The organism is Pseudoalteromonas sp. TAE56, from assembly GCF_000497955.1.
In the GTDB taxonomy this organism is placed as follows: domain Bacteria; phylum Pseudomonadota; class Gammaproteobacteria; order Enterobacterales; family Alteromonadaceae; genus Pseudoalteromonas.
The window spans coordinates 1-14498 of record NZ_AUTN01000161.1 but is presented as its reverse complement, the minus strand read 5'-3'; the positions used below and the strand labels follow the sequence as shown (position 1 = coordinate 14498).

The window sequence follows — 14498 nt, the reverse complement described above, 5'->3', positions numbered from 1 at the left end:
GTCGCCGCCCCACTGTGCAGGAAAACGTTGGCTGCCCGTCCATGCTGAACGGCTAAACAAAAATGGCCCAGTTTTACAGTATTTTTCGGCGGCCTCAAAAACGCAGCGGTTGTACAACATGCTGTAAACGTTGTGCAGCCTAATACCGCTATCACCACTGTGAGATATCATATTGTCGTCTTCTAGCTGTTCGCCAAAGTCTGCTTTTATCATATCTACGCCAAGCTCAAACAATGGCTTNGAGCCAGTATTCGTAAGCGTCGGGGTGAGTAAAATCTAAAATACCCGACTCTGGTAGTGGTGTAAGTACTTCGCCAAATGGGCTTAAATCCCACTCGTATTGATACGCTTTACCGGTGCGTTTATCTTTTATAAGCCAGCCATTTTCGGCCGCTTTAGCAAATAATGGGTTATTTACCGAGATCATCGGGTATTCCCATACGCAAATTTTAAAATCCATCGCTTTTAGTTCATCAAGCACTGGTTTTGGGTCGGCGTAACGTGTTGGGTCCCATTCAAATGCAAAGCGGGTGTCGGTGTCTTGCCATGCGCGGCCATCAAGAGTAATTACGTCGCACGGCATATTTTTAGCACGCACTTCGCGGGCAACACTCAGTAATTCGTCAGCATCTTTGTAATAGGCTTTTGATAAAATAACACCAAAGCTCCACTGCGGTGGCACCGGTGCAAAACCTGTTAGCTCACAGTAACGGTTAATGCTTTGAGCAGGTGTTTGTTCTTGATATAAAAATACATCTAGCGCGTCATCTTCAACTAAACATACATATGCGCGTTGCGACCACAGTGCGTAACCTACGCCATGAGTTACCGGTGCAGGTGTATGTACAAATAAGTTCCAGCCTTCTGGGCTCCATGCATACGGTGTATTTTTATAAGACTTTTCGGCGTTAACACCTAACGCATCGTGGTTGTATGAACGAATAAGTTGGCCGCGTTTATCAAGCTTGCCCCATTTTTCGCCAAGACCATACACGGCCTCATCGTAGTTAAGCTCTAAGCTTAATATCCAGCCGNTGGCGGTAAACGATGCTGGCGTACAAAGTGGCCATCGGTTGCTGATTGCTGCACTAACTCATCGTTTTTATAAAGTTTGAAATGAAAAGGGTCGCAGTAAAACTCTAGGCGATATTCGCCACCACTTACACTGTAATCATTATTGTTTTTGCTAAGTGTGAGGGGGTATTCTGATGGGGTTGCGGTTAATATTCTAAACTGCTCGTCATGCGTGGTGCCTGCATTTAAACGTAAACCAAACTGGCTTATCGTTACGCTAATATCACCAAACTGAGTCGGCAAAACCAACACATTACCTTGTAACTTTGGCTGTGCGGTTAAGCGTGCTGGCTCTATTGCGTTCCAGTCTGGCTCACGTAATTCAAATGCATTCATGGGAGTTCCTTAACCAATTATTAGTCTTGTATAAGACACAAGTTAAATAATTGTAATCCCCATGTCAACGTAAATAAACTCAAGATGAATTATTTACATCGCAATTTTTAAAAAATGCCAGGTGCCGATGTAGCCACCAGCGATACGCCGCTCAGTCCTAGTAACGTAATAGCTATAATGCGTATCCATTTAGCGTCAACGTAAGGCGTTAATTTACGAGCAAAATGCGTAACTAACAACACTAAGGGAATAGCCGCTGCAATTAAAAACATAATGTCGAGCCCCGGCAAAGTACCAAATAAGGCGATACCTACACGTACTAGCCCGCCAATAGTAAATACCGCTAATAACGTACTGCGAATAGCTTCAATAGACCAACTTTGCTTATAACACTGAAACACAAGCGGCGGCCCTGAGGTTGAAAACAACCCACCAAGTAATCCACTCACCCCTCCAGCTATTAAAAACGAACGAGGGCGGCTTTGTTTATTAGCACGATCGCGGCCAATCAGCATTAAAGCGCAGCACAGCAGAATACTTACACCTAAAATAAAGTTTAAATAGTGCGTTAAATGCGACGACATAAACTCAAGCAGCACAAAACCTATCAGCATTAACGGTATACCGGTATACAACATAAGTTTTAGCTCGGGTACTTTTACCGAACTGCGGTTTTTAACGACCACGGTTGTTGAATTAACTAACCCTAGCAAACTCACTAAAAATGTAGTTGCCGTAAGTGGCAATACATCAAGCAACGTAAAGCTTGCAACCACCAGCAACCCAAAGCCAAACCCGCTAAGAGTTTGCATTACAGTGGCAAGGCTTAGGCACAACGCCATAAGCAAAATGAGTTCAAAAGAAATACTGAGCACTTTTAATTTCCTAAGGGTGAGCTATTGTAGTGTAACGATTTGTTTTTAGGCATAATGTATATTTTGCGCCTATAAAACATTACAGCAGTAGTTCACGTTTAATTGAGCTAGCGCAAATATGCGTAAAAGGTTTCACCTATGATATAACTACAGGTGGATTAAATTTAATGGTAAATAATAATGAGTAATTCTATGTTTGATCACAAATTAAGTGGCCCAAGCTTGGCTTTTCAACCGCTTTACTTACAAGTGGCTGATTATATTAAACAGCTCATTGTTGAAAGACGCTGGGTACCTGGCGAAGCACTACCAAGCGAATTTCGCCTTGCTGAAGAATTTAACGTAAGCCAAGGTACGGTTCGTAAAGCACTTAATTTATTAACCGACAATAAAATAGTGACTCGTCGCCAAGGCGTTGGTACGTTTGTATCAGAGCATACTGCGCAAGATGCCTTATTTAGGTTTTTTCCGTTACAAGCCGACGGTAAAGGCGCTGATTTACCAAAGGCTGAACTGCTATCGGTTGAGCTTTGTGCTGCGCCAATTGAAGTAACAGAAGCGTTACAACTCAATAAAAAAGACAAAGTTACCAAGCTTGTTCGTAGACGTATTCTTGATAACGAATTTTGCATGAGCGAAACTATATACCTACCGCAAAGCTACTTTCCTGATATACATCAAAGTAGTGATATTCCGCATACATTGTACCATTACTATCAAACCAAATTTAACCAAACTGTACACAAAACCCAAGACAGTATTAAAGCTGTACTTGCTACAGCTGATGATGCCAAAATGCTTGCTATTAAAGCTGGCGACCCACTGCTGTTGGTATCACGAATTACCGAATCAATCGAAGGTAAGCTAATTGAATACCGCCAAAGCAAATGCCGTAGCGATCATTACCACTATCAAATTGAACTTGATTAATTAAAAGCGTGTTTAGTGCTAAAAACTCACTTTAGCGCATAATAATTAAATATTTTTTAAAGGCAGCAAACGCTGCCTTTTTGCTGCCTGTAGGTTTTTTAACCCACCCATTTACTACTTTGCTGTTAACACAGTATTGACACTGTTTGATTCGTATAATAACTTATGTCTTATACAAGACCTAAGTCATTATGCATTTTTAACAGGAATTCCCAATGAGTTCATTAAATAATATCCCTCCAGTAGGGTTCGGTTTATGGAAAGTAGCACAAGAAGATTGTGCGCAAACGGTATACCAAGCCATTAAGGCAGGTTACCGCCATCTTGATTGCGCATCAGACTACGGTAACGAAGAACAAGTAGGCGATGGCATAGCCCAAGCAATAAACGATGGTTTATGTACTCGCAAAGAATTATGGGTAACATCAAAACTGTGGAATACCTTTCATGCACCAGAGCATGTTGGCCTCGCGATTGATAAAACACTGAGTGATTTAAAGCTAGATTACCTAGACTTATACCTAATTCATTTTCCGATTGCGCAAACATTTGTGCCAATAGAAACCCGCTATCCACCAGAGTGGTTTGTTAACCCAGACGCGCAAAATCCACAAATGGAGCTGGCAAAAGTGCCGCTATATTTAACGTGGCAAGCAATGGAAGAGCAAGTACATAACAACAAAGCTAAACGCATTGGAGTATGTAATTACTCAAGCGCGCTGCTTCACGATTTAATGACCTACGCAAATATCAAACCCGCTATGTTGCAAATTGAGTCGCACCCTTATTTAACGCAAGAGCGATTAGTAAGATTAGCTAAGCAGTACGATATTCCGGTTACTGCGTTTTCACCACTGGGTGCGCTTTCATACCTTGAGCTAGAAATGGCTGATAAAACTGAATCAGTTCTTGAGCAAAGCGTTGTTAAAGCGGCTGCACACAATCATGGCAAAACGCCAGCACAAGTAGTTCTTCGTTGGGGCGTGCAACGCGGCACAGCCATTATTCCAAAAACTTCAAAACTTGAACGCATGAAAGAAAACCTCGCACTGTTTGATTTTGAATTAACAGAGCAAGAAATGGCGCAAATTTCTGCGCTTAACAGTAATCGCCGATTTAACGACCCTGGGCACTTTTGTGAAGCTGCCTTTAACCGTTTTCACCCAATTTACGATTAGGAACATACAATGTCAGCTACCGAAATTAACTACGCCTCAGTGCCAACTCAATTAACATTCGATGATTCGGTTTTTCCGTGCATTGTGGTTAATAACAATAACGCCAGCACCGTTGAAGAAGCGGTAGCTTTCATTCGCGCGAATAAAAGTGAATTGGCTACAAAGCTTCGCAGCTCAGGTGCTGTACTGTTTCGTGGCTTCCCTGTAAATAGCGCCGAAACCTTTGATACTTTTTCAGCAGGGTTTGATTACGACAATTTTACTTATAAAGAGTCACTGTCTAACGCGGTACGTATTAATTTTACCGAGCGTGTATTTACAGCCAACGAAGCGCCAAAAGATGTAGAAATATACTTACATCACGAAATGGCGCAAACGCCTATTTCGCCAAGTAAGTTATTCTTCTTTTGTAAATCGGCCGCAGAAGAAGGTGGTGCAACACCTCTTTGCCGATCAGATAAGTTATTTAGCGCATTAAAAGAATACGATAGTAAACTTGCCCATGATTTTGAACACAAAGGCCTAAAATATACCACCTATATGCCAGCCGCTGACGATGCAACATCAGGCCAAGGTCGCAGCTGGAAAAGCACGCTAAGTGTAGAAACCAAAGACGAAGCACATAATAAATTAACCGAACTTGGTTACGAGTGGGAATGGCTTGAAGACGGCTCACTAAAGGCCGTTACACCGGTGCTGCCTGCTGTAGTAACTCTTGAAAACAATGTACAGGTTTTTTATAACCAACTGATTGCCGCTTACATGGGCTGGAAAGGTGTACGCGATAACCCATCAATTGCCATTACCTTTGGTGATGGTAGTGCCATTCCTAAAGCAGGACTTGATAAAATTGTTGAGCTTTCTAAAGTATTTACCTTTGATCTTGCATGGCAAGACGGTGATGTTGCTTTAGTTGATAACGAAATGGCTATGCATGGTCGTCGACCTTTTACAGGTGAACGTAAACGCCAAGTGTTAGTAGCACTTACCGCAGCAAAAGCGTAATGCAGCGTTTAAGTGGTAAATTAAGCAGTAAAATATCACCTTTATGGCAAGGCGCCAGCATTGCTGCAATGACTGGCCTTGCCGCTTTATTTTTAAGTGAGCATTACGGCGCGCCAGCCATGCTGTTTGCTTTGTTACTGGGTATGGCAGTCTCATTTTTGTATCAAAGCGATAGCCTTTGCGCCAAAGGTATCGACTTTACTGGCACCACGGTTTTGCGCGTCGGTATAGTACTGCTAGGCACACGCATAGCACTGGGAGATTTAGTAACATTGGGTTGGCAAACCGCACTTATGCTAGCGGGCGCTATATTTACTACTATTATTTTAGGCGTAGTACTAGCGCGCGCATTTGGCTTACAAAAGCGCTTTGGTGCACTTACAGGTGGTTCGGTTGCTATTTATGGAGCGTCTGCTGCGCTGGCTATCTCGTCTATTATGCCAAACAGCGAACATAAAGAACGCGACACCTTATTAACCGTTATTGGCGTAACAGCCATGTCGACTCTAGCTATGATCCTCTACCCTATTGTGGTTAATTACCTTGAATTTGACGCGCATAATGCAGGCGTATTTTTAGGCGGCACAATACACGATGTAGCGCAGGTAGTGGGTGCTGGTTATTCGGTATCGCCTGAGACAGGCGATATAGCAACCCTAACTAAGCTTGTGCGTGTTGCTATGCTACTACCCGTTGTGCTTATTATGATGGTTGTTATTAATCGCTCAAATAAAGAAAAACACGGAGAATTACCTAAAGTACCTGGTTTTTTAATTGGCTTTGTCATACTCATGATAATAAATAGCTGCTTTTCTCTTCCTACAATAGTGCTTGAAACCGCTAACGAACTTTCACAGTTCTTTTTAATTGCGGCTATTTCAGCCATAGGTATGAAAACTAATTTAGGAAAACTTACCGAAGTAGGCATGAAACCTATTGTTTTAATTGTTGCTGAAACACTTTGGATTGCATTATTAATACTTGGATTTGTAATTTGGAGCTAATGAATCAGATTATTTCAGATATATATTAAAATATTTAGTAGGTAATTAGGTTATGTTTTAACCAATTAAAACCTGTATTTCACCTACTCTAAAACCGTGTACAAAAACAAGCATAAAGCGTTGATTAAAATAGATTTACCTTTAATTAAGAAGTAAAAAAGATCATCTCAATCATAACTAATTAGTTAAAAAACAAACAAACAAATAAAGCACTTACTCTAAAATAAATTTACAATAGGGCTTGGTATATAACTTAATTTACTGTTATCCTGCTTGCCATCGGGTTGACAGAAAACCCTATTTATTTGTAAGTACCACGTTGTTTTAGTAATAATCCTTCGCGTTATCCTCAGTTAAATGTATGTTTTCTTCCTGTTAAATTGCCTAATTTAAGGCGCACTTTTATTAATCCTTAGGATACTATTATGTCTACAACTACAACTGGTACAGTTAAATTTTTCAACGAAGCAAAAGGTTTTGGTTTCATCGAGCAAGAATCTGGTCCTGATGTTTTCGCACATTTCAGCGCAATTTCTGGCGACGGTTTCAAAACTCTAGCTGAAGGCCAACGTGTACAGTTTACTGTTACACAAGGTCAAAAAGGTCCACAAGCTGAAAACATCGTTAGCATCTAATTGCTTTCGTTAAAATGGGTTAGCAATAACCCATTTTGAATACTAGTTTGAAAGAAGTTTTGTTTTATTTGTTAGTACCGAGTTGTTTTAGTAATAATCCCACGCGATATCCTCAAGTTAACTATTTTTTCCGGCTCAATCGCCTCTTTTCAGGCACACTTATATTAATTTTTTAGGATACATATTATGTCTAATACAACTACTGGTTCAGTAAAATGGTTTAACGAAGCAAAAGGTTTTGGTTTTATCGAGCAAGAATCTGGCGCAGACGTTTTTGCACATTTCAGCGCAATCTCTGGCGACGGTTTTAAAACTTTAGCTGAAGGCCAACGTGTACAGTTTACTGTTACTCAAGGTCAAAAAGGTCCACAAGCTGAAAACATCGTTAGCATCTAATTGCTTTCGTTAAAATGGGTTAGCAATAACCCATTTTGAATACTAGTTTGAAAGAAGTTCTGTTTTATTTGTTAGTACCGAGTTGTTTTAGTAATAATCCCACGCGATATCCTCAAGTTAACTATTTTTTCCGGCTCAACCGCCTCTTTTCAGGCACACTTATATTAATTTTTTAGGATACATATTATGTCTAATACAACTACTGGTTCAGTTAAATGGTTTAACGAAGCAAAAGGTTTTGGTTTTATCGAGCAAGAATCTGGCGCAGACGTTTTTGCACATTTTAGCGCAATCTCTGGCGACGGTTTCAAAACTTTAGCTGAAGGCCAACGTGTACAGTTTACTGTTACTCAAGGTCAAAAAGGCCCACAAGCCGAGAACATTGTTAGCATCTAATTGCTAAACAATTTAGTGGGTTAGAGATAACCCGCTAATATATTTACTTTTATAATTATTTAGTCGAATATCTTCAAAACCTCCTCTGTAAATATTTTCCAAGCGCAATCTCATTTGTATACACAACTCATTAATTAGTACATTTTTAAACACATTTACTACTATCTCTCTTGAGCGAAAGCGTTGTATTGCCTACAATAGCGCATACTTCATTCAATATAGAATATGACCATGAACGACACTACCGCAAAACCTGCTTTACCAGATCGCCTTTCTATCAACCCACGTAGCCCACATCATGTGGAAGAAGTTTTTGAACACGATATTGGTATCACGTTCAACGGCAAAGAGCGTTTTGATGTTGAAGAATACTGCATCAGTGAAGGTTGGATAAAGTTTGCATCTCCAAAAGGGCTTGATCGTCGCGGACAGCCTCTTTTACTTACAAGAAAAGGTACTGTTGAAGCCTTTTATAAATAAGCTAATCATACTTATTAAAAAGCGACACCTTATTAGGTAGTCGCTTTTTTTGTGCATTTTTATAACTCATTTAATAGGTTTAGCTTTATTCATGCTCAACCTGATGAAGTTTCATTATAATTATTTAAAAAGTATGTTTGAATAGCGCCATATAGTTTAGATATACAGAAACCCACAATGAATAAAGTAACTATTTTAGATGGCGGCATGGGACGTGAACTTAAGCGCATTGGCGCACCGTTCTCACAGCCACTTTGGAGCGCACAAGCACTAATAGAAGCCCCGCATTTTGTAACCCAAGCACACCAAGGTTTTATAGATGCCGGTGCTGAAATAATTACAGCTAACAGCTACGCCTGTGTGCCCTTTCATTTAGGTGAAGAGCTATATCAAGCTCAAGGCGCAGCCCTTGCACAGCAAGCTGCCGTTATTGCAAAAGAAGTAGCTCAAAATGCTAAACAAAATGTATTAGTAGCAGGTTCATTACCACCAGCATTTGGCTCTTACCGCCCTGAACTATTTGAAAGCGAACGCGCATTTACTATTTTAGAAACGCTATACAAGGCGCAAGACGAACACGTAGATTTATGGATTGGCGAAACTATATCGAGTATTGAAGAAGCGCACGTTATGGCAAGCGTCCTTAAAGGCTCAAACAAGCCATGTTATTACGCATTTACTTTAACTGATGTGATAAGCGAGCAAGCGACACTTCGCTCTGGTGAGCTGGTAAGTGACGCAGTAGCGGCTTTGCTTCAACAAAATGTTGCTGGTATTTTCTTTAATTGCTCAATTCCTGAGGTTATAGAGCAAGCCTTTAGCGATACCAACGCGGTATTAGCCAAGCAAAATAAAAGCGTTATTTTAGGCGCTTTTGCTAATGGCTTTACACCTATCGCGCGCGACTACAAAGCCAACGAAGGATCGCAAGCGTATCGCGATATTTCACCTTCAGAATATCTAGACTTTGCTAAAAAATGGCACAGCCAGGGCGCAAGCATTATCGGCGGCTGCTGTGGCATAGGCCCAGAGTTTATTGAAGTACTGGTAAGCTGGAAAAAGGAACTTGAAAGCGCCTAAGCTTTTAATGCCTTTAGGGCTAATTGGCTACACCAATCGTGTTAAGTTATTAGGCATTTATAGCGACAGATAAATAGCGTGATAATAAGGCATAAATATCGACATGTAGTTGTTCTACATGAGAAATTTATAACGCTGTTAGCGCTCTATTTAGCACGCTAGAATGATTAAATATTTAAGTCGATTGGTGTCATTCCCAACACCCAATCAAGCCCTTGTATAGCTGTAGTAGGAAATGCGGTTGCATGGCTCGCCCCTTCAATAACAACGCTTTTTAATTCAATATTGTCACTGCTAAGTGCATTAATTTTTTGCGTTAATAGCTTTGCCCCTGCCACCATATTTTGCCCTTCACCAAAGCTTGGCGTTTCCTTTGCCCCTACCGATATATAAACCTTTGTAGGCACTTTAGGCTTATGTGCTTGTAGCGCTAATACTGCATTGCTGTTAAACCAAACCGATGGGCTGCCAATAATATAATTGTTAAATAAATCGGGCATCGTAAATAAAATAGTGGCACCAAATAACCCGCCTAAAGAATTACCTATATAGGTTTTTTGTGTGCTACTTGCTCGGTAGTTACTTTGTATAAATGGCAGCACAGTATTTTTTAAAAACAGCGCATGATTTTGAGCGTTACCGGTTTGCTTTTTCCAGCTTTGAGCCTTATTTGGGGTGTAGTCTCTAATTCGACTATTAGACCCTCTAGATCCTTTTTCGTAGCTAATGGCCACAATAATAGCCTCCTGCATATTGCCGCTATTCATAGGAAACCGTGTAGCACCCGCCACAATAGGAAACGTATACGGTGCATCGGTTAAATAAATAACCGGATATATTTTTTCAGGCTGCTTTTTATATGACTTAGGGAGCTGAATAAAAACAGGGTATACCCGTTTAGTAGCAGGCTCAGTTAACTCAATAACACTACTTCTAGGGATTTGGTACGGGGTATTTGCGCTTAATTTAAAACACATTAAAGCGCAGAGTAACAGCAAGTATTTTAAAGCAGTATTCATTTATATTAATTAACCTAAGCCAAGCGTAATAATCGATATTGAATGACTACTTTAACTCACTTTTAGCTTTAGGCTATTAAAAAACAAAGTTAAATATTGAAAGGCAGTGCTACATTTTAGCTGTTTGTAGCACTGATAACGCTAAGCTGCCTGATCAGTTTCAGCGCTTGAACACGAGCAGTTATCGTCATTTTGTTTAAGGCATTGTTGGTAATTAAACCAATGAGCTACAGCAATAAACGCCGACCCAATTAAAGTAAACGCTTTTTCGGCAACCTCATGCACTAGCAATACCGCACATATCATAAAGGCTAACCCAATAACGCCGCAGGCCATATAACGTAAACGCTTATGCTTTTTACAGCCTAAGCTTAATGCCAATAAACTTGTTGGCAGTACCGCCGCAAGAATCCATAAATGAAATTGTTCACTATCTATTTGCAGTACAGCAAAGCTTGGCAATAGCGCTAAAATAACCGGGGTTGCAAAACAATGTACTGTACACATTAACGATAACCCAATCGCCATACGATCCATAACACTTTGACTCGACTTCATTACTTCCTCTACTTATCAATTTTTTAAACAACGGCTTTACGTTTTAAAAGGCATTTAAGTAACAATAGTTAATTACTATTGATACATTATAACATTTCCCACATAATTGATATAATATAACATCCACCAAGGTAGTCAAATGAAACGTAGATCACAATTAGCTGTTCTCATAGCAGCTTTATTACCTGCAAGTGTGCTTGCATCCACAATAGAGGGCGTTGTTTTAAACAACAAAGGTAAAGTAGTTACCAATGCAACAGTAGAAGTTGAAGGCTCAGACCTTAAAGTAACCACCGATGAAAACGGTAAATTTGTAATAGCAGAGCTAAACAATGGCTTAAAAGAGCTACATGTTGTAGCCCCTGGTTATGCTCACCTTCATCGCGATATAACAATAACGAATGATGATAACCAATCGGTTACTTTTAATTTAAAGCGCTCGCCTATTGAAGTTATTGATATTGAAGCAACCCCTATTCATATGTCGGCAATGGAATCTGCGTCGCCTGTTAGTGTTTTATCTGGCGAACAACTAAGACGACAACAAGCTGCAACCCTTGGCGACAGCCTTGAAAAACTGCCAGGCGTTAATACTAACTTTCACGGGAAGGTAGCCAGCACACCTATTATTCGTGGTTTAAGCGGCCCTCGTGTACTTATTACTCAAAATGGCCTTGATGTCAGTGATGTGTCGCGCGTTGGCCCTGATCACTCTGTTGCATCAGAGGCGTCTACCGCACAACAAATTGAAGTATTACGCGGCCCTGCAACACTATTTTATGGCAGTGGCGCCATTGGTGGCGTAGTAAATGTAGTAGATAACCGCGTACCAACCGACAGCACAACACGCGGCGAGTGGAACGTAGAACATAACTCGGTTGATAACCAAAAAGTTGCCTCGTTTAATGCCACCACTGGTACAGACTCGTTAGCTTTTTACGCCGATGCATTTTGGCGTGAGGCCGACGACTACGAGGTGCCTGTAGCCGCAGATATAGATAGCGACGGTGAAGGCAATAGTGGCGATTACACTGTTGAAAACAGTAATGAAGAGTCTGACGGTTTTACTGTTGGCGCTAGCTACTTAATGGATAACGGCTTTATTGGCTTAGCAGTAGAGCAATTTAATCGTCAATACGGTATTCCGGGCCATACGCACGGCGATGAAGAAGAGGAAGAACACAGCGACGAAGAAGAAAGCGTATTTGCTGATTTAGAGCAAACAAAAGTGCAATTATTAGGTGAGTACAACCTAGATAATAAATGGCTAAACAAAGTAAACCTACGCGTTGGCCACACCGACTACGAACACGCTGAAATTGAAGGTGGCGCTGTAGGCACCACATTTAAAAACGAAACAAACGAATTACGCATAGACCTACTGCATAACCAATTTAACGAGTGGAATGGCGGCATTAGCTTTCATTACAAACAAAGTGATGTAGAAGCACAAGGTGAAGAGGCCTTTACTCCTCCATCAGAAACCGAAAGCTTTGCTGTAGCGCTAATGGAAGAAAGACACTTTGGTGATTTTTTAGTGCAAGTAGGTGGGCGCATAGAGCGTGTAACAATTGAAGCAGGTGACGTATTACTGCCAAATATTGACGCTCACGCACATGATGAAGCGCAAGAAGCCGACGAGCATGACCACGAAGAAAGTGCAGAAATCACTCGCGTATTTGATGTAGAGCATGAGTTTACACCAATCAGTTTATCGGCAGGCGTAGTGTGGGATTTTACACCTAACTATAATTTAGGGCTGTCGGTATCGCGATCTGAACGTGCGCCTTCTGCTTCTGAGTTGTTATCGTTTGGGCCGCACATTGGCACTGGCACTTACGAAGTAGGCGCACTATTTAATTTAGGTGAAGACGGTCATTTAGGTTTGTCTGATCAAGCAATTGACCTAGAAACAGCCAATAATATCGATTTAACTTTTCGTAAAACCCAAGGTGATATTGGCTTTATTTTAAATGCCTTCTACAACCAAGTAGATAACTACTATTACCAAATAGACACTGGTTTATTCGCTGAAAGTGGCCACGACCATAGCGATGAAGAAGAAGACGCTGACGAACACGATCATTCATCAGAGCTACCTGTTTATTTATTTAAAACAGACGATGTAATTTTACATGGTTTTGAAGCGCAAATTGCGTGGCAGTTAACAGATGAATTTAAAGTAGATTTATTCTCAGATTACGTTCGTACACGCCTAAAAGACGGCGGCGATTTACCCCGTACTCCACCGCTTCGTTTTGGCAGCGAACTAAGCTACCAAACAGATAAACTAAGTGCGCATATTCACGTTACTCGCTATCAAAAGCAAGACCGCACAGCCCCACAAGAAACAGCAACAGACGGTTACACATTGGTTGATGCAAGCATCTCTTACGACCTTTCAGTATTAAACCAAGATATGTCTGTGTACCTACGAGGCACCAACTTAACAGATACAGAAGCACGCGTGCACAGCTCGTTTGTAAAAGATATAGCACCACGTCCAGGGCGTAGCTTTGCGCTCGGCATTCGCGGTTATTTTTAAGCATTAAAAAATTATAATTAAAGGAAATAAACATGAAAAAACTATACAAATTAAAGCTTATTGCACTGGCTATTAGCACTACATTTATTACAGCCTGTGGCGATGCCCAAACCAATATTGTAGAAAAAGATCCCATTGTTGTAGAGGACGAGCACGATCATGACGATGATGATCACGACCATGATGATGGCTACACAATTGATTCATTAGGCAGATTAGCTGTGCTTGCAGGCGATAGCAACGAAGCCAGCTTTTATGACCTAGATGACAACGCTTTACTTGAAACATTTACCCTGACGAATGATTCAAACACGCTATCGTCATCACCTGATTTTCGTTATGCCGTTATTGCAAGCCGCGCACAAGATTACTTAGGCTTTATTGATGGTGGTTTATGGCGTGAAGACCATGGCGAGCATTTACACGACTATGAGCAAAGCCCAGCAGCTAGCAGTTATGAGCTAACAAGTGGCAGCCGCCCTACTCACCTTGTAAAACATGACGGCCAATTAGCTGTTTTTTATGATGGTGATACAGACTCAGGCACGGTTGCCTCTGTTGAAGTATTAACAGATAACGACATAACAAGCGCAACAGCAACGCTACCGAGTATTAGCTACGATATTAATATGCACGGTGTAGCAGAGCCACGAGGAGAGCATTTATTATCAACACTTCGCCGTGATGACAGCGAAAGCACATCGGTTGCTAAAGTACTGCCAGACCAAGTAGGTGTTTATCATTTTCATGATGGTGAATACGAGCTTGAACAAACCTTAGAAGTTACGTGCCCTGATTTACACGGTGCAGCACAAAACCACGATTATGTAGTATTTGGCTGTAGCGATGGTGTGTTATTAGCCCACCAGCAAGATGATGAATATGAAGCTGAAAAAATAGCGAATATTGCAGCGGTTGGCGATTTACGTATTGGTAGTATTTATGGCCACGAAGATAGCGAGACCTTTATTGGCGTAGCGTCTGGCC

14 protein-coding genes and 1 pseudogene are annotated in these 14498 nt (G+C 41.0%); 11 read left to right on the top strand and 4 right to left on the bottom strand.

What is annotated here, in order from left to right:
• Positions 1-1410, bottom strand: a pseudogene (locus L656_RS01000000122510) (TIM-barrel domain-containing protein); the annotation flags it as partial.
• 107 nt (positions 1411-1517) lie between these two features.
• Positions 1518-2285 carry a sulfite exporter TauE/SafE family protein gene (locus L656_RS0120900; RefSeq protein WP_024595864.1) on the bottom strand — a complete coding sequence of 256 codons (768 nt, stop codon included), beginning with the start codon at positions 2283-2285 and terminating at the stop codon, positions 1518-1520.
• 180 nt (positions 2286-2465) lie between these two features.
• Between L656_RS0120900 and L656_RS0120895 the strand changes: the two genes are divergently transcribed.
• The 9 genes from L656_RS0120895 to L656_RS0120855 all read left to right on the top strand — a co-directional run bounded on the left by L656_RS0120895 (position 2466) and on the right by L656_RS0120855 (position 9389).
• A complete protein-coding gene (locus L656_RS0120895; RefSeq protein WP_024600661.1) occupies positions 2466-3215 on the top strand; it encodes a GntR family transcriptional regulator in 750 nt (249 codons plus the stop codon).
• A gap of 215 nt (positions 3216-3430) precedes the next feature.
• Positions 3431-4393 carry an aldo/keto reductase gene (locus tag L656_RS0120890; protein ID WP_024600660.1) on the top strand — a complete coding sequence of 321 codons (963 nt, stop codon included), beginning with the start codon at positions 3431-3433 and terminating at the stop codon, positions 4391-4393.
• A gap of 9 nt (positions 4394-4402) precedes the next feature.
• The gene (locus tag L656_RS0120885) at positions 4403-5398 is read left to right on the top strand and encodes a TauD/TfdA family dioxygenase (protein WP_024600659.1); all 996 of its coding nucleotides are present in this window, start codon (positions 4403-4405) and stop codon (positions 5396-5398) included.
• Positions 5398-6402: a YeiH family protein gene (locus tag L656_RS0120880; RefSeq protein ID WP_024600658.1), complete on the top strand. Its 1005-nt coding sequence runs from the start codon at positions 5398-5400 to the stop codon at positions 6400-6402. Before L656_RS0120885 ends, L656_RS0120880 begins: the two co-directional genes overlap by 1 nt.
• A 425-nt stretch (positions 6403-6827) precedes the next feature.
• Positions 6828-7037 (top strand): cold-shock protein, encoded by a 210-nt coding sequence (locus tag L656_RS0120875; protein ID WP_024595869.1) that lies wholly within the window; start codon positions 6828-6830, stop codon positions 7035-7037.
• Between the two features lie 186 nt (positions 7038-7223).
• Entirely contained in the window at positions 7224-7433 is a 210-nt protein-coding gene (locus L656_RS0120870) for a cold-shock protein (protein ID WP_007580429.1), read from the top strand.
• A gap of 186 nt (positions 7434-7619) precedes the next feature.
• The gene (locus L656_RS0120865; RefSeq protein WP_007580429.1) at positions 7620-7829 is read left to right on the top strand and encodes a cold-shock protein; all 210 of its coding nucleotides are present in this window, start codon (positions 7620-7622) and stop codon (positions 7827-7829) included.
• A 231-nt stretch (positions 7830-8060) separates the two neighbouring features.
• A complete protein-coding gene (locus L656_RS0120860) occupies positions 8061-8309 on the top strand; it encodes a DUF3297 family protein (protein WP_002963088.1) in 249 nt (82 codons plus the stop codon).
• Between the two features lie 177 nt (positions 8310-8486).
• Entirely contained in the window at positions 8487-9389 is a 903-nt protein-coding gene (locus L656_RS0120855; protein ID WP_024600657.1) for a homocysteine S-methyltransferase family protein, read from the top strand.
• A 167-nt stretch (positions 9390-9556) separates the two neighbouring features.
• Here the strand turns inward: L656_RS0120855 and L656_RS0120850 are convergent, their stop codons facing one another.
• Both L656_RS0120850 and L656_RS0120845 read right to left on the bottom strand, forming a co-directional pair.
• Positions 9557-10408: an alpha/beta hydrolase gene (locus L656_RS0120850; RefSeq protein ID WP_024600656.1), complete on the bottom strand. Its 852-nt coding sequence runs from the start codon at positions 10406-10408 to the stop codon at positions 9557-9559.
• A gap of 141 nt (positions 10409-10549) precedes the next feature.
• Complete coding sequence (locus tag L656_RS0120845) at positions 10550-10966, bottom strand: MerC domain-containing protein (RefSeq protein WP_024600655.1); 417 nt, start codon at positions 10964-10966, stop codon at positions 10550-10552.
• A gap of 139 nt (positions 10967-11105) precedes the next feature.
• On the opposite strand from L656_RS0120845, the gene L656_RS0120840 reads away from it, so the two are divergent.
• Positions 11106-13511: a TonB-dependent receptor gene (locus tag L656_RS0120840; protein ID WP_024600654.1), complete on the top strand. Its 2406-nt coding sequence runs from the start codon at positions 11106-11108 to the stop codon at positions 13509-13511.
• Between the two features lie 32 nt (positions 13512-13543).
• On the top strand, positions 13544-14498 hold a 955-nt coding region (locus tag L656_RS0120835; protein WP_024600653.1), incomplete at its 3' end, for a hypothetical protein.